The sequence below is a fragment of the Amycolatopsis rhabdoformis genome (assembly GCF_035918295.1).
Lineage (GTDB): Bacteria > Actinomycetota > Actinomycetes > Mycobacteriales > Pseudonocardiaceae > Amycolatopsis > Amycolatopsis rhabdoformis.
The window spans coordinates 4,121,158-4,136,161 of record NZ_CP142149.1; the positions used below are offsets into that span (position 1 = coordinate 4,121,158).

The 15,004-nt window shown below is 69.8% G+C and carries 15 protein-coding genes; 5 read left to right on the forward strand and 10 right to left on the reverse strand.

What is annotated here, in order from left to right; all coding sequences use genetic code 11:
• Positions 1–38: 38 nt before the first annotated feature.
• Positions 39–638: a VOC family protein gene (locus VSH64_RS18715; protein WP_326836902.1), complete on the reverse strand. Its 600-nt coding sequence runs from the start codon at positions 636–638 to the stop codon at positions 39–41.
• A gap of 128 nt (positions 639–766) precedes the next feature.
• On the reverse strand, positions 767–1,402 hold the full coding sequence (locus tag VSH64_RS18720; RefSeq protein WP_326836903.1) for a TetR/AcrR family transcriptional regulator: 636 nt from the start codon (positions 1,400–1,402) through the stop codon (positions 767–769).
• Positions 1,403–1,550: 148 nt separating this feature from the next.
• On the opposite strand from VSH64_RS18720, the gene VSH64_RS18725 reads away from it, so the two are divergent.
• From VSH64_RS18725 to VSH64_RS18735, 3 genes are all read left to right on the forward strand, one after another.
• A complete protein-coding gene (locus tag VSH64_RS18725) occupies positions 1,551–2,099 on the forward strand; it encodes a carboxymuconolactone decarboxylase family protein (protein ID WP_326836904.1) in 549 nt (182 codons plus the stop codon).
• A gap of 65 nt (positions 2,100–2,164) precedes the next feature.
• Positions 2,165–2,812 carry a nitroreductase family protein gene (locus VSH64_RS18730; protein ID WP_326836905.1) on the forward strand — a complete coding sequence of 216 codons (648 nt, stop codon included), beginning with the start codon at positions 2,165–2,167 and terminating at the stop codon, positions 2,810–2,812.
• Positions 2,813–2,940: 128 nt separating this feature from the next.
• Positions 2,941–3,762, forward strand: a complete 822-nt coding sequence (locus VSH64_RS18735) for an isocitrate lyase/PEP mutase family protein (protein WP_326836906.1) — start codon at positions 2,941–2,943, stop codon at positions 3,760–3,762.
• 69 nt (positions 3,763–3,831) lie between these two features.
• On the opposite strand, the gene VSH64_RS18740 is transcribed toward VSH64_RS18735, so the two are convergent.
• The 4 genes from VSH64_RS18740 to VSH64_RS18755 all read right to left on the reverse strand — a co-directional run bounded on the left by VSH64_RS18740 (position 3,832) and on the right by VSH64_RS18755 (position 6,948).
• Entirely contained in the window at positions 3,832–4,665 is an 834-nt protein-coding gene (locus tag VSH64_RS18740; protein ID WP_326836907.1) for an aldo/keto reductase, read from the reverse strand.
• Positions 4,666–4,794: 129 nt separating this feature from the next.
• On the reverse strand, positions 4,795–5,823 hold the full coding sequence (locus tag VSH64_RS18745) for an alpha/beta fold hydrolase (protein WP_326836908.1): 1,029 nt from the start codon (positions 5,821–5,823) through the stop codon (positions 4,795–4,797).
• 271 nt (positions 5,824–6,094) lie between these two features.
• Positions 6,095–6,736, reverse strand: a complete 642-nt coding sequence (locus VSH64_RS18750; RefSeq protein ID WP_326836909.1) for a DODA-type extradiol aromatic ring-opening family dioxygenase — start codon at positions 6,734–6,736, stop codon at positions 6,095–6,097.
• A 2-nt stretch (positions 6,737–6,738) separates the two neighbouring features.
• A complete protein-coding gene (locus VSH64_RS18755; RefSeq protein WP_326836910.1) occupies positions 6,739–6,948 on the reverse strand; it encodes a hypothetical protein in 210 nt (69 codons plus the stop codon).
• A 322-nt stretch (positions 6,949–7,270) separates the two neighbouring features.
• Between VSH64_RS18755 and VSH64_RS18760 the strand changes: the two genes are divergently transcribed.
• Positions 7,271–8,503 carry an FAD-dependent oxidoreductase gene (locus tag VSH64_RS18760; RefSeq protein ID WP_326836911.1) on the forward strand — a complete coding sequence of 411 codons (1,233 nt, stop codon included), beginning with the start codon at positions 7,271–7,273 and terminating at the stop codon, positions 8,501–8,503.
• Between the two features lie 51 nt (positions 8,504–8,554).
• Here the strand turns inward: VSH64_RS18760 and VSH64_RS18765 are convergent, their stop codons facing one another.
• From VSH64_RS18765 to VSH64_RS18780, 4 genes are all read right to left on the reverse strand, one after another.
• A complete protein-coding gene (locus VSH64_RS18765; RefSeq protein WP_326836912.1) occupies positions 8,555–9,085 on the reverse strand; it encodes a hypothetical protein in 531 nt (176 codons plus the stop codon).
• Positions 9,086–9,151: 66 nt separating this feature from the next.
• Positions 9,152–10,360, reverse strand: coding sequence for a cytochrome P450 family protein (locus VSH64_RS18770; protein ID WP_326836913.1), 1,209 nt, complete (start codon positions 10,358–10,360; stop codon positions 9,152–9,154).
• Positions 10,361–10,489: 129 nt separating this feature from the next.
• The gene (locus tag VSH64_RS18775; protein WP_326836914.1) at positions 10,490–12,178 is read right to left on the reverse strand and encodes a glycerol-3-phosphate dehydrogenase/oxidase; all 1,689 of its coding nucleotides are present in this window, start codon (positions 12,176–12,178) and stop codon (positions 10,490–10,492) included.
• Entirely contained in the window at positions 12,175–13,671 is a 1,497-nt protein-coding gene (locus tag VSH64_RS18780) for an FGGY-family carbohydrate kinase (RefSeq protein ID WP_326836915.1), read from the reverse strand. Before VSH64_RS18780 ends, VSH64_RS18775 begins: the two co-directional genes overlap by 4 nt.
• A gap of 276 nt (positions 13,672–13,947) precedes the next feature.
• Between VSH64_RS18780 and VSH64_RS18785 the strand changes: the two genes are divergently transcribed.
• Positions 13,948–14,973: an LLM class flavin-dependent oxidoreductase gene (locus tag VSH64_RS18785; RefSeq protein ID WP_326836916.1), complete on the forward strand. Its 1,026-nt coding sequence runs from the start codon at positions 13,948–13,950 to the stop codon at positions 14,971–14,973.
• Positions 14,974–15,004: the final 31 nt, after the last annotated feature.

A 15,004-nucleotide genomic window follows, 5' to 3' on the forward strand; every position in this document is an offset into this window, starting at 1 on the left:
CCGGTCCGGCCCGCGCCCTGATCCGACTCCCCAGCGGCTCAGGTCGGCAGCTCCGTGCCCGTCCGTTCGGCAACAATGTACGCGGCGTACCAGTCGGGCCAGTTCTCGTCGCGCTCGCCGGTGCGCTTCTCGTGCTCGCCGTGCGCGGCCTCGGCGCGGCGCAGAGCGGCGGCGAGGTCGCCGGCCGAAGAGAACGTCGCCTCCGCCGGGTCCACCCGGCCCGGCAGGCGGCTCGTGACCTCCTGCAGCAACCACTGGTTGCCGTCCGGATCGGCGAACGTCGCGCGCGACCGGTACGTCCCGCGGTCCGGATCGAGACCCGCCTCGCGCCCACCGCGCCCGACGTGGAAGATCTCCCCCACCTCGACCCCGGCCGCCACGAGCGCGTCCCGCGCCGCCACGAGGTCCGCGACGACGAGGTATCCCTTGGCCGACCCGGGTTCGGCGTCGGTCAGCGCGGCACCGAACTGCACCGAACACGCCGACCCGTGCGGCGTGAACTGCACGACCCCGGGCGGGGTTTCGTCCGGCCGCCACCCGAGCCGGCCGTAGAACTCCTTCGCGCGCTCCACGTCCGCGACGGGAAGCACCAGCACCTCGACCTTCATGTCGACGCGCCGCACGTCCTCAGTGGTCATCCGTTCTCCCCGATGTGACAAGTGCCCTCAGTTGTCGCGAAACGACGGTGTCGCTTGCGGCAGCACGGCCGCGTCAGCACCCTACACCCGAAACAGGACCACAGAGTCCACTCTTCAGGTCCGGATTTTCACGCGTCCGGCGACGTCACGAAAGTCGCCACGTGGTCGACCGCGGCATAAAGGGCGTCGCGCAGCGGCGTGATGTCCCGGGCGATCTGCGCGAGGAGCATGCCACCCTGGTACGCGGCGAGGAGCGCGTGCGCGAGCCGGGTGGGATCGGCGGAGGCGTCGAGACGGCCGAGGCGCTGCATCCGCTCGAGTCCGTCGCGGAAGATGTCCCGCCACTGCTCGAACGTGGCGGCGAGCTGCTCGTGGACGTCCAGGTCGGTCTTGACGATCTCGCTCGCCAGCGAGCCGAGGCTGCAGCCGTCCTCGAAAGGCCGGCCGTGGGCGACGTAGAAGTCCGCCCACTCCCGGAACGCGTCGATCGTGTCGAAGCCGTCGAACTTCTCGCTGCGGTGGAAGCCCAGGACACTGCCGGCCTGCCAGTCGATGACGGCGAGGACGAGGCTCTCCTTGTTCGGGAAGTAGTGGTTGAGCTGCGAGCCGCTCACGCCCGCGACGCGGCGGAGCTGCTCGTTGTTCGTCGCGTGCACACCTTCGGTGTAGATGAGATCGGCCGCGTGCTCGAGGATGCGGGCGCGCGTCGCCTGCCCTTTGGAAGTGAGCTTGTGGGGCTGCGCAGGGCCCGAATCCGTGGTCATGTCCCCACCCTACCAAAAACTGGGCTTGACAGCCCATTCGCCGATGGTGTTCACTTCAGAAAGTGGGCTGGCAAGCCCAAAAAAGTTCGAGGGTGGCACTCACGGCCACCGTCGAGGATCACGACCCGATTCAACGGAGGCCGAAGCCATGTCCCGACTGACCACCCCCACTGCCGACGAGGTTCCCGCCGCGGCGCAGGCCACTCTCGACGGTGTCCGCGCGCAGTTCGGCTTCGTGCCGAACATGTTCGCGACCCTGGCGGCGAACCCGGCCGTCCTCGACATCGTGATGACCCTGCAGGGCAAGATCGGCCGGGTTCTGGACGCGAAGACCCGGCACACGGTCGCACTCGCGGTCTCCCAAGCCAACGGCTGCGACTACTGCCAGGCCATGCACGCCTACGTCTCCTCCGAACTCGGCGGCATGGCGCACGACGACATCGAACTGGCCCGCGCCGGGAGCTCCACCGACCCGCGGCGCGCGGCGGTGGCGCGCTTCGCGCAGCGAGTCGTCGAAACCCGCGGACAGGTGAGCGACGCCGACCTCGCGGCAGTGCGCGGCGCCGGCTACACCGATGCGCAGATCCAGGCGATCGTCACGGTCGCGGTGGTCTTCCTGCTCACCAACTTCCTCAACAACGTCAACCGGACCGACGTCGACATCCCCGCCGCCGGGGCGGCCAACACCGCAGCCTGAGCACGGAATCCCGTTACCCACTCCCGCATTTTCACCACGGCAACCCCAGAAGAAGGCAGATCGACATGGACCTCGACAAGCTGATGACCAAGCACCTCACGCGGTACTTCGACGGAAGCCGGACGATTCCGGAAGAAACACTGCAGCAGCTGCTCAAGTTCCTGCGCTCGGCGCCGACGTCGGTGAACGTGCAGCCCAACCACTTCTACGTCCTCGGCACGGACGAAGGAAAGCGGCAGCTCGCGGAGAATCTGGGCGAACGCTTCGCCGACAACGGCGAGAAGATCATGAACGCCTCGCACGCGATCATCATGACCACTCGCGTGGACGTGCCCGACGAACACCTCGAGGCCGTGTTCGACAAGGAACGGGCGGACAGCCGGTTTCCCGACCCCGCGAAGCAGTCGCACTGGGAATCGATGACCCGCGACTTCCTCAACCTGCGCAACTACGGCTACAAAGATCTGAACCACTGGATGGAGAAGCAGACGTACATGGCGCTCGGGATGACGATGATGGCGGCGGCCGAGCTCGGCGTCGAGGCCATGCCGCTGGAGGGGTTCGACCCGGCGAGCGTCGACAAGGCGTTCGCCATCCGCGAGACCGGGCACACGACCACGGTGCTGCTCGCACTCGGCTACCCCGACACCACGAAGGCCTACACCACCCCGATCTCGCGTTTCGAGCCCGGCCGGCTCTTCACCTTCGCCTGAGCAACCCTGAACCTGGCCCGGTCCGCATCGCGCTCAGCCGTAATACGACGCCGCGAACCGGCACTAACCCAGGGCCCGGCCAAGACCCGAACGACCGCCGAACCGCAGAAAGAAGCCTGAGCAGCACCATGTCCGACACGACGCAGCACACTCGCTACGAACAGTTCCTCGAACTCCACCGCGGCACCGGCCCGTTCATCATGCCCAACGCCTGGGACGCCCCCTCGGCCCTGCTCTTCAAGGAAGCCGGGTTCAAGTCGATCGCGACCTCGTCGGCGGCTTTCGCGGCGACGCTGGGCCGGCTCGACGGCATCCACGCCGTCACCCGCGACACACACCTGGCCCACGCCGCGCTCCTCACCTCGGCGAGCGGCCTGCCGATCAACGGTGATTTCGAGGACGGCTACGGCGACACTCCCGAGGACGTCCGGGCCACCGTCGACGCCGCCGTCGCCCGGGGCCTGGCCGGCCTCGGGGTCGAGGACACCACCGGTGACTCCGCCCACCCGATTCGTGGTTTCGACGACGCGGTCCGCCGCATCGAGGCGGCCGCCGCGGCCGCGCGGGGCCGGATCGTTCTGACCGGCCGCACGGACAACTTCCTGTGGGGGATCGCCGATCTCGACGACACCATCCGCCGCCTCACCGCCTTCGCGGAAGCAGGAGCCGACGTCCTGTACGCGCCGAACCTTCCCGATCTCGCCGCCGTGCGGACGGTCGTCGAGGCGGTCGCCCCCCAACCGGTCAACCTCCTCGTCAGCCCGTCGGACGGGGTGAGCCTGGAGGAGTTGCAGGCGATCGGGGTCCGCCGGATCAGCCTGGGAGTCGACCCGTACACGCACGCCCTCGACGCGACGAGGACGGCCGCGGCGAAGCTGGTGAAGGGAGACCTGACGGCGCTCGCGTCGGAGCTCACCTTCGGCCACGTCATCGACCTCGTCAAAGGCTGACACCGGAAGAGGGAACCGAGCGACTCCCCGAGGGGAGTCCGCCCGGTTCGTCTCCCGCGCTCGACCGGGTTACCCCAGGTCGAACGTGTCCGGGTCCGGGCCGGTGCGCCCGTCGCGGTCCAGCGCGGACAGGGCGGCGACGTCGGCGTCGGCGAGGGTGAAGCCGAAGACGTCGAAGTTCTCCGCGACGCGCGAGGGCGTGACGGACTTGGGGATCACCACGTTGCCGAGCTGCAGGTGCCAGCGCAGCACCACCTGGGCGGGTGTGCGGCCGAGGCGTTCGGCCGTCCGCATCACCACCGGCTCACTCAGCAGCGCGCCGCCCTTGGCGAGCGGGCTCCAGGCTTCGGTGGCGATACCGTGCTCGGCGTCGAAGGCGCGGACGTCGGCCTGGACGAGGTACGGGTGCAGTTCCACCTGGTTCACGGCCGGCACGACGTTCCCCTCGTCCAGCACCCGGCGCAGGTGTGCCGGCTGGAAGTTGGACACACCGATCGCACGCACACGACCGTCGACGTAGAGCTTCTCCAGCGCCTTCCACGTGTCGAGGTACTTGTCGCGCGCGGGCAACGGCCAGTGGATCAGGTAGAGATCGAGCCGCTCGAGACCGAGGTCGGTCATGCTGGAATCGAACGCGCGCAAGGTCTCGTCGTAGCCCTGCGAGCTGTTCCACAGCTTGGTGGTGATGAACAGCTCGTCCGCGGCAATGCCCGATTCGGCGAGCGCCTCGCCGACGGCCGCTTCATTGCCGTAGGCCGTGGCGGTGTCGATGCTGCGGTAACCGGCGTCGAGCGCGGTCTTCACCGCGGCCTTCGTCTCGGCGGGCGGCACCTGGAACACGCCGAACCCCAGCTGCGGCATCTCCACACCGTTGTTCAACTTCAGTACCGGAACACTGGTCAACTCGAAAACCCCTCTGTGAGAACGAAAGACCCGACGTGGCCCGCTGGTTCGCGCTGGTGGCGCTGCAGTCGCCGCCAGCGCGAACCTACGTCGCCGGGATCGTGGTGATCCGCCGCTCGACGGTGAAAGTCACTTCTGCAGGAAGGACTTCAGCAACGACGTCACTTCCTGCGGCCTCTCCTGCGTCACGAAGTGGCCCGAACCCTTCAGGACATGTCCCTCCACATGCGAGGCGTACTGACTCCACTGATCGGGGACCTCCGACCCGAAGGAACGCTCACCACCGATCGCGAGGATGGGCATCTGCAGCTTGCCCTGAGCCAGGAACTCCTTGTTCTGCTGAATGTCGGTGCGAATTCCGCGGTAGATGCTCAAGAAGGCGGCCAGCCGGCCGGGCTGCTTCAAGAAGTGGGCGTAGTAGTCGAAGTCCGAATCCGTGAACGGCGACTTGTCGCCCGCCACGTACTCCAGCATCAGGTCGTGGACGAGGTCACGCTCGTGACCGGCGATGAGTTTCTCGGCCAGCGGCAGCTGGAAGAAGCCGAAGTGCCACGGCTCGGGCTGGTCCGGGTCGGGACTGAGCACGGGGTATTGGTACCAGCTGTCATCCGGGATGGTGGCTTCCATCACGGCCATGCTCCGCACTTCCGACCGGTATTGCGCACCGTAGGCGTAGGCGACCCACTCACCGAGGTCGTGAGCGATCACCTGGACGCCCTTGTCGAGATGGAGCTGCACCAGTAGCTGATGCGCATCCTTCGCCAGCTGCGCTGTGTCGTAACCGCCCTTGACGACCTCGGACAGCCCGACGCCACGCATATCGATGGCGATCACGGTGTGGTTCTCGGCGAGCGGCGTCATCTGTTGCCGCCACTCGAGCGCATCCTCGGGGAACCCGGAGAACATCACCAAAGGTGAGCCCTTTCCGCCCCGAAAGTAGTGCATCTGGAAGCCGTTCACTTCCGCGAACTCGGATTGGAAGCCGGCAGGCGGTCGCGACTGCGGGTAGAACGAGGACGACTGCGCCGCCGTGGAGACCTGCTCGTCGTTCTCGCCCTGTGTCGCGGAGCTCGAAGTCGTGGAAGTCAGGAGCAGGGCGGCGGCCAGAGCCGCGACGAAGGTGAAAGGTCTGGTGACCTTTCCTGCGGTGAAACCCATCATTCTCCTACTCGGAGTCGGTACTCGGTACGCGTCACCCGACGCATGGGACGGTGAAGCGATTCAGGGTGGGGTTCCGTCGAGTCGTGCCCCCGCCACCCGTTCGGTCACCTGAAGGTCGGAGCCGGTCGCGAGCCGACGCCTGACTTCGACCCGATCGAGGCAGGAGACGGCAACCCGATCGAGAAGATCGCTTCAGAGAGTAGGCGCCTGGTTGCGGCGACTTCTTACCCTCGCCGTCTCGTTCGGCCGGGACCGACCGCCTCGATCGTCAGGCGAGCTGCACCGAACGCGTCGAGTTGTTGCCGAACATCCGCTCGACCCGGGTGATCACGGTCGCGCCGGGATCGCCGGCGGCGCCGAGCGTGAGCAGGAGCGGGACGAAGTGATCCGCGGTCGGGTGCGCGATGTCGGCGCTCGGTGCTTTGCGGCGGTAGTCGAGGAGGGCGTCGACGTCACCGCGGTCGAGGGCGTCGGCGGCCCAGGCGTCGAAGGCACGGGTGTGTCCCGCCAGTGCGGGGTTGCGCGCGGCCTCGAAGCTGTGGGTCATGAAGCCGGACCCGATCACGAGGATGCCTTCCTCTCGCAACGGCTGCAGCCGCTTTCCGAGGTCGAACAACGCTTTCGGGTCGAGACTGGGCATGCTGAGCTGCACGACCGGGACATCCGCCGCCGAGTACATCGCCATCAGCGGGATGAACGCACCGTGGTCGAGACCACGGTCCGGGTGCTGATGCACCTCGGTGGTGTCGGCCGCGGCTCCGATCACGCGCCGGGCGAGTGCGGTGGCGTCGGGCGTCGCGTAGGGCAGCGTGGAGTAGTGCGGGTCGAATCCGTCGAAGTCGTAGTACAGCGGCGTTCCGGCGACCGGATTGCTGATGGCGAGCGGCGCGCTCTCCCAGTGCGCGGACACGATCACGATGCCGCGGGGCTGGGGAAGCTCCGGCCCCAGACGTAAAGATCGTTGAGCCACAACGGATGATCGAGCGTCGGCGGGGCACCGTGGCTGACGAACAACGTCGGCAGCGGACCGTCTTCGCTGCGCCACGGGCGCTGCGCCCCGGCCTGCGGCAGCACGCGGGCCACCAGTTCGTGGTAGGCCTGGGCGGGGGACGAACCGATCATGAGCGATCCCTTCTCGCGGGGAATGAACCGAAAACACGGTCGGGCGTCGAACGTCGGTTCTTACCGCGGTGTGATGAATTGCCTGAACGTCTTGACGTGGACGAGCGATCGTTTGCTTTACTGGGTTCACCCGAACCCATTCTCAGGGCAAGCGGAACCACGTTGCCGAATGGCGCCGTCGGCTCTCGTAAACAGTCCCTTTTAGACAGTCCCGTTCACCGGCCCCCTTTCACCAGCCCCGTTTTCGACGCCGGGGCAGATCCGCGACGGCGTTGCCGGTCGCGGCGGGATCCGCGCCGATCGACTCCAGGAGAACACGACCATGACCCCCCTGCGGGTGGCAGTGGTGGGCGGCGGGATCGGCGGACTCACCGCCGCCCTCGCGCTGCTGCGCCGCGGCCTCGACGTCCGCCTCTACGAACAGGCCCCGGCGTTCACCGAAGTCGGCGCCGGCGTCGGCCTCACCCCGAACGGCCACCGCCTGCTCAACCGCCTTGGCCTCCGACTGGGCGAGTGCGCCACTCCCCTGCTCGACGGCCTCTTCTGCCGGGCCGACGGCACCGTCGTCAGCAAACTGGCAGTCGGTGAGGATTCCGCCAACCCCACCATCGGCCTGCACCGCGCCGACCTCGTCGCGGCGCTCTCGGCCGAACTTTCCCACGACGTGGTGCGCACCGGCCACCGCTGCGTCGGCGTCACCCAGCACGAGCACCACCTCACCGCGCACTTCGCGCACGGCCCGAGCGTGGCCGCCGACGCGATCATCGCCGCCGACGGCATCCACTCGTCCCTCCGGCGATTCGTGACCACCCCGACGCCGCCGGTCTTCTCCGGCAGCGTCGCCTACCGCGGTGTCGTCGCGAGCGAGCGGGTGCCGCAGTGGCCCCGCAACGCCACCCGCACCTGGTTGGGCGCCGGCAAGCACTTCCTGGTCTATCCGATCCGCGCCGGCCGCCTGCTGAACTACGTCGCCTTCGTCCCGGCCGACGACCCCGCACGGGATACTTCACCCGTCCCGGATGTTCGTGCGCGCGAGCCCCGGTCCGCCTCCGCCGCTCGTCCTCGCGAGTCGTGGTCCGCGCCCGGTGACCCGGCCGCCCTCCGTGCCGAGTTCGCCGGCTGGGACCCCTTGGTCTCGGCCGTGCTCGCTCAGGTCGACACCACGTTCCGCTGGGGCCTCTACGACCGCGCTCCCTTGCCCCGCTGGACTTCCGGCCACCTCACCCTCCTCGGCGACGCCGCCCACCCCATGCTGCCCCACCTGGGCCAAGGCGCGAATCAGTCCATTGAGGACGCCTCCGCCGTCGCCCTCTTGCTGGCCGACGCCACTCCGGCAGACGTGCCCTCCGCACTCGCCCTCTACGAGTCGGTGCGCCGCCCGCGCACCACGCGCGTCCAGCACCAGTCCCGCGTGGCCGGCACCCTCTACGGCACCACCGGCTCGGTCCCGAAGCGCGACACCGAACTACGCACCCACTCCGACGCACTCGCCTGGCTCCACGACTACGACGCCGAAGCCGAAGCACTCGCGGCGGGGGAAGCCGCTTCCTCCTGACCGGGGCCGAGAAAACGCCGACTGTGCACAGCCGTCACGGGCGATGCGCGGTCAGGCGCGCGGGTGCAGGACCGACGCCAAGGCCGCGAGGTTGGCGGACGTGAACTCGCCCGGCTCGGACACCCGCACGCCGAGCATGGCGGTGAACGCGGTCAGCGCGTGGAGCGCGATCAGGTCTCCCGCCGGACCGTCACCGAACGCGGCGGCCGCGGCGGGAAACCGACCTGCGAACAGCGCGTCCAGGGCCGTCGACACCGCCAGCTCGTGGTGTGGTGGCACCGTCGCGGCCAGCCGCGAGAGCACGCCCCTCCGGATCTGCCCAGCCCTCAGCCGGACACCCGCGGCCCGCGCCTCGGCGGTGAGGTACGCCGCGAACCGCGTCGCCTCGGCGAGCACCTCGCCCACCCGTCCGCTTCGGTCGACCCGACGAGCGATCTGCGCGACCCGGTCGGCATCGTCCTCGACGTAACCGCCGATCAGCTCGAACACCAGCGCCGCGCACTCGCGCCGACCCGCCGGCGCGCGCATCGTCCGCGGCGGAACCTCGAACGCGGAGTTCAGGTGCACAGTCGGTTCGTTCACGTGACTCCCTCTCTGGCTCGGCTCACTACTGGCGTCGGTCGGCGATCGGTTCTTACCGAAGAGGGGTCACGGCCCGGTCCGGACGGGCAGGCTTTCCAGGCCGTGCATCAGCGTGCTGTCGCGCCAGCGGAGGTCGTCCGGGGCCACGGCGAGGCGCAGGTGCGGAAGGCACGTGACCAAGGCGGCCACGGCGAGGCGAGCCTCCAGCCGGGCCAGCGGCGCACCCGGGCAGTAGTGGATGCCGTGGCCGAAGGCGAGGTGACCGGCGGTCGGGCGGGTGATGTCGAAGCGGTCCGGGTCCGGGAACACCGCCGCGTCGCGGTTGGCCGCGAGCACCGACAGCAGCACCGTCTCGCCCTCGGGAACGGTCCCGCCCGCCACCTCGATCGCCGAACCGGCGAACCGCGGCGGCAGGATGTTCACCGGGGACTCGTACCGCAGCACCTCTTCCACCACGTTGTCCACCAGCGAAAGATCGGCGCGCACCTCCGCGAGCTGGTCCGGCGCGCCCAAGAGGCACAGCACGGCGTTGGCGATCAGGTGCACCGACGTGTCGTGTCCGGCGATCAACAGCAGCACCGAAGTGGCGACCAGCTCGTCCGCACTCAGCCGATCACCGTCCTCATCGGACACCGCGACCAGTTCCGAGAGCAGATCCGGCCCCGGGTCCGCGCGCTTGCGTTCGATCAGCGCGCTCAGGTACTCGGCGGCTTCGGCGAGCGCCTCGTAATACGCGTCGCCGGCCTCCGCGTCGTTGATCGCCTGCGCCCAGCCCCAGAACACGCCGCGGTCGCCCTGCGGGATGCCGAGCAGCTCGCAGATCGCGAACGTGGTCACCGGCACCGCGAACTCGGCCACCAGGTCCACCGGCCGGTCCGGGGCGAACCCGGCGATCAGCTCGTCGATCACCGCCGAGAGATCCGGCTGGAGCCGGTGGACCGCGCCCGGGGTGAAGGCCCGGTTCACCAGCCTGCGCAGGCGCGTGTGGTCGGGCGGGTCACGGTAGAGCATGCTGATGCCGATCGCCCGGTGCATCAGCTCTTCCCGCGGCGTGAGCGCACGGTGCTCGGCCGCAGCCTCCTGCTCGGCCTTCGACCGGATGTCGTGGCGGACGCGGCTGTCGCCGACGAGGGCCCGCACATCCTCGTACCGGGTCACCAGGACCGCCGTCGCCTGGCGCGCCTCCGAAACCGGACACACCGGCGCCGCCTCGCGCAGCTTTGCCAGAAAGCCGTGTGCGTCCTGCATCGCCTTGCCATCCACCACCGTTCGCATGCGGTCCACCGTAAGCTCGTCCCTCGGGTGATCGACTACCCCGCGGAAACCGCGACCTCATCAGGCAACGGGCCGAGGTGGGATCGGGCAGTAAGATCTGCCGATCCGGAACTGTGCACCCGAGCCGCGTCAGCTCCGCAGGGACCGGCGTGCGTTCACCGCGTCGTCGTCGGAGGCCGCGGCGAGCGCACGCCGGTCGGCCTCCCGCGCCGACCGGTACCGCGCCACCTCCGCGGCTCGCCGGTCGTCGTCCCAGCCGAGCTCTTCGGCCAGCACGTCGGCCGCGTACGGTGCGGCAGCCAACCCTCGGTCGGGCGTCTCCATGAAGATTCGGGTTCGCCGCTCCAGCACGTCGTCGAGATGCACCGCGCCTTCGTTCCGGGCGGCGTAGTGGAGCTCCGCGGTCAGATAGTGCGACGCGCCCGTCACCGGGCGGGCCCACTCGGGCCGGTCGGCCATCAGGTCGAGAAGGTCCGGCGTGAGCGTGCCGTAGCGGCCCAGGAGGTGGTCGATCCGGGACACCTTCAACCCGGTCTCCGCCGCCAGCGCGCGCCGCTGGTCGAGCAACGCGGAGTACCCCGAGGCGCCCAGGATGGGCAGTCTTTCGGTCTCCGAAGGCGGGACGGTTTGCGCCCAAGCGGCAGTGGCGGCGTCGACGGCGTCCCTCGCCATGATCCGATAGGTGGTGTACTTGCCGCCGACCACGGTGGTCAGGCCGGGCGGCCCCGTGAGCACCGAGTGGTCGCGAGACAGGCCGGCGGTACGGGAAGTGCGCCCGCTGACCAGCGGGCGGAGCCCGGCGTAGACCCCGATCACGTCGGCGTCGCGCAACGGCCGCCGCAGCCAGCGGTTGGCCTGGCCGAGCAGGTAGTCGGTGTCGGCGCGGGTGGCCGCGGGGTCGTCGCGGTCATGCTCCCATCTCGTGTCCGTGGTGCCCATCAGCCAGAAGCCGAACCAGCGCCGGATCAGGAAGATGCTGTCGTCGGTCTTGGCGATCAAACCGGCGCGCCCCTCGAACCGGTCGCCGGGCACCACCAGGTGGACGCCCTTCGACGGCGTGACCGAGATGGTCGGCCGCCCGCTCATCGCCTGCACTTGCGCGGCCCACACGCCGGTCGCGTTCACGACGGCGCGGGCGCGCACCACCAGGCCGGTGCCGCCGTCCAGGTCGCGCGCCCGCACACCGCGCACCACACCGCCCTCGACGAGCAGGCCCGTCACAAGGACTCTCGAGGCCAGCTGCGCACCGAGATCAGCCGCGGTACGGGCCACGGTCAGGGTGTGGCGAGCGTCGTCGACCCGGACGTCGTGGAACAGGACCCCACCGGTGATCGTGTCCGGCCGCAGACCGGGCAGCTCGCGGTGCACGCCGGCGCGGGTGAGATGCCGGTGGCCCGGCACGCTCCGGGTGCCGGTCATCCGCAGCAGGTCGTAGAGCAGCACCCCGGCGCCGACGTACGGCCGCTCCCGACGACGGCGAAACGGGAACACGAACGGCTCCGGCTTCGCCAGGTGCGGACACAGCCGGTCGACCATCAGGTCTCGTTCTCGGAGCGCCTCGCGGACCAGTGAGAAGTTGAGCTGCTCCAGGTAGCGCAACCCGCCGTGGAACACCTTGCCGGACCGCGACGACGTGCCGGACGCCCAGTCCCCCTGCTCCACCAGCGCCACGGACAACCCCCGGCTCACCGCGTCCAGGGCCGTGCCCACCCCGGTGATGCCGCCTCCGACCACCACGAGGTCGAAGGTCCGCTCGGCCAGGGACCGCAGCGCTCGCGCGCGCTGCCTCGGGTTGAGGTTCGCGCGTTCGGTGCTCAACGCTGTCCTTCCGCGGGCCGGGTCGTGGTGTGATCGGTGCCGGTCTCCTGCCAGGACGCGCGGGCCGCGGACACCCGCGTGAGGAAGTTCGCGAAACCGTCGTCGTATCGCGCCGCACGCTCGGAGTCCGGCTCGATCACCCGGGTCGGTGCCGTCCACGCGATCGGATCGAGCCGGTGCCCCGCCGCGTGGGCCGCGGCCAGCACAGCTCCGCGCGCGGTCGGCTCGGAGTCCCAGGCCAGCCGGACGGGCCGACCCAGTACGTCGGCGAAGATGCGTGACCAGGCCGCGCTGCGCGTGCCTCCGCCACCGAGGGTGATCTCTCCGGTCAACCCGGCCGCCGCGAAGCAGTGCCGGGCCGCATAAGCCACCGCTTCACAGGTGGCCCTCACGAGATCGGCTCGGTCGGTGTTGAGGGTCAAGCCGTCGACCCTCGCGCGGGCACCGGGTTCCAGGAACGGAGCTCGCTCCCCCGCCGGCGAGAAGTACGGCAGGCAGGTCACGCCCCGGGCGAGAGGCGGGCTGTCGGACAGCAGACCCTCCACCGCGTCCACGGGTCGGCCGACCAAGTCCAGCACCCAGTCCAGAGCGGCGGTGCCGACCGTCGCCGGCATGGCCCGCAGCCAACGGTCCGGCTCGAGCGTCGCCAGCGTCATGCCGGCGGGCTCCCCGGTGGTCCGCACGGCGTCGACCACCACCTGGCAGGCGAGTGTGGTGCCGACCGTCAGATGTCCGTCGCCGGGTGCGGTGACTCCGGCGCCCAGCGCACTCGCGGGCAGGTCGAACGGTCCGGCGGAGATCGGCGTTCCCGCGGGCAGGCCGAGCAGGTCACCGGCCGCGTTCGTGAGCGTGCCCCCGGGCAGCGGTTTCGCGATCGGGGCGAGCAGGTCGGCGCGGTGCGACAGCCCGCACCACGACAGCACGTCCTGGTCGTATTCGCGAGTGACCGGGTCGAGGAACGGCAGGGAGGCGTCCGAAGCGTCCGTGGCGCGCAGTCCGCTCAGCCGCTGCATCACGAAGTCCTTGCAGTAGGCGGCGGTTGCGGCCCGGTCCAGGCTGGCGGGCTCGTGTTCCTCCAGCCAAGCCAGGATCGGTGCCGCCGACCCGGGGAAGATCGCGTTGCCCGTCCGCCGGAAGACCTTCGCCACCACGCCCTGGTCGCGCCAACGGCGCAGCGTCGATGCGCCCCGGGCGTCCATCCAGGAGACGGCACGGCGCACCGCGTGTCCGTGCTCGTCGGTGAGCCACACCCCGTCTCCCTGACCGGTCAGCCCGATCAAGCCGGGGGTGGCGCCCGCGGCGGCAACCGCCGCACGGGTGACGTCGGCGACCGAGCGGAGCACTTCCTCCGGGTCCTGTTCGAAGTGACCGGGGGCCGGGCGGTGCAGCTTCGTCCGTCGGGTCCGCGCGGCCAGCTGCGTGCCGTTCTCGTCCAGGACCACGGCCTTGGTGACCGACGTACCGAGATCGATGCCCAAGTAGGTCGCAGCCATCACAGCTCCCTCGCCGGGTCGCGCGATCACGCTGACCGCGCCGAGGTTTTCGCGTCCACCGGTGCGTCCGGTCTTACCGAGGTCGGCGCCTTCCCGTCGCGTAGCGTTTGTCCATTGTGGCCCCTTTCACCCCGCGAGATCAGTGACGACGGCCGCGGTGGTGGGCATGATGGGATCTTGGTCGTGGTGTCGAGCTCGTGGCCCAGGCACCTCGCGATCACTCCGGTTTCGACGAGATCCCGTCGGGTTCACCGATGGAGCCCAGGAGGAACAACCGTGCCACTCGCTTCGGAACCGTTGCAGAAGCTGGGCTTCCTCACGATCGGGTTGTTCGACGAACGGGATCCGGGCGCCGGGCACGAGTCGACGTTGCGGATCATCGAGCTCGGCGAGCAACTCGGCTTCGACAGCGCCTGGGTGCGCCACCGGCACCTGCAGTTCGGCATCTCGTCGCCGGTCGCGCTGCTGGCCGCCGCTTCGCAGCGCACCAGCCGCATCGACCTCGGGACCGCCGTGATCCCGCTCGGCTGGGAGAACCCGTTGCGGCTGGCCGAAGATCTCGCGACCGTCGACGTCCTCTCCCGCGGCCGCCTGCAGCCCGGCCTCAGCGTCGGCCCGCCGCGCCACTACGACCGGCTCGCGCCGGCCCTCTACCCCGACACGGCCGACGCCGAGGACTTCAGCTACGAACGCGTCGAGCGGCTGCTGCGTTTCATCCGCGGCGAGAAGGCCACCACCTTCGACGGCACCGAGGGCATCGAGGAGTACTCCGACCGCGTCCAGCCCCACGCCGCCGGCCTGGCCGACCGGATGTGGTACGGCGGCGGCAGCCTCCGGTCGGCTCGCTGGACCGGCGAGCACCGGATGAACCTCCTGTGCAGCAACGTCGTCCGCGTCGAAGCCCCGGATTCCGAGGACGTCGACTTCGCCGCCGTCCAGGCCGCGCACATCCGCGAGTTCCGCGCCCACCACCCTCTTGGCGAGGACGCCCGCGTGTCCCAGGGCCTCGTGGTCATCCCGACCGACAGCGCGTCTGCCGAGCAGCGGGCCAAGTACGAAGCCTATGCCGCCTCCCGGCTGCCCCGCGTCGGCAAGATCAACGCCCCGGGAGGCCTGACCTTCGCCGAAGACCTCGTGGGCACCTCCGCCGAAATCGCCGAGCGCCTCTACGCCGACAGCGCCTTCCGCGAGGTCCGGGAGGTCGCCTTCGCGCTGCCGTTCACCCTCGACCACGAGGACTACGTCCAGATCCTCACCGACATCGCCACGAACCTCGGCCCGGAACTCGGCTGGAAACCGTAGGCCCGGCCCGCTTCGGCGGCGTGGCCGGCTC

What these genes read in the sequence shown, in the direction of transcription:
- VSH64_RS18715 (WP_326836902.1), bottom strand. Translation starts at nt 638, where the DNA reads ATGACCACTGAGGACGTGCGGCGCGTCGACATGAAGGTCGAGGTGCTG.
- VSH64_RS18720 (WP_326836903.1), bottom strand. Translation starts at nt 1,402, where the DNA reads ATGACCACGGATTCGGGCCCTGCGCAGCCCCACAAGCTCACTTCCAAA.
- VSH64_RS18725 (WP_326836904.1), top strand. Translation starts at nt 1,551, where the DNA reads ATGTCCCGACTGACCACCCCCACTGCCGACGAGGTTCCCGCCGCGGCG.
- VSH64_RS18730 (WP_326836905.1), top strand. Translation starts at nt 2,165, where the DNA reads ATGGACCTCGACAAGCTGATGACCAAGCACCTCACGCGGTACTTCGAC.
- VSH64_RS18735 (WP_326836906.1), top strand. Translation starts at nt 2,941, where the DNA reads ATGTCCGACACGACGCAGCACACTCGCTACGAACAGTTCCTCGAACTC.
- VSH64_RS18745 (WP_326836908.1), bottom strand. Translation starts at nt 5,823, where the DNA reads ATGGGTTTCACCGCAGGAAAGGTCACCAGACCTTTCACCTTCGTCGCG.
- VSH64_RS18755 (WP_326836910.1), bottom strand. Translation starts at nt 6,948, where the DNA reads ATGATCGGTTCGTCCCCCGCCCAGGCCTACCACGAACTGGTGGCCCGC.
- VSH64_RS18760 (WP_326836911.1), top strand. Translation starts at nt 7,271, where the DNA reads ATGACCCCCCTGCGGGTGGCAGTGGTGGGCGGCGGGATCGGCGGACTC.
- VSH64_RS18770 (WP_326836913.1), bottom strand. Translation starts at nt 10,360, where the DNA reads ATGCGAACGGTGGTGGATGGCAAGGCGATGCAGGACGCACACGGCTTT.
- VSH64_RS18780 (WP_326836915.1), bottom strand. Translation starts at nt 13,671, where the DNA reads ATGGCTGCGACCTACTTGGGCATCGATCTCGGTACGTCGGTCACCAAG.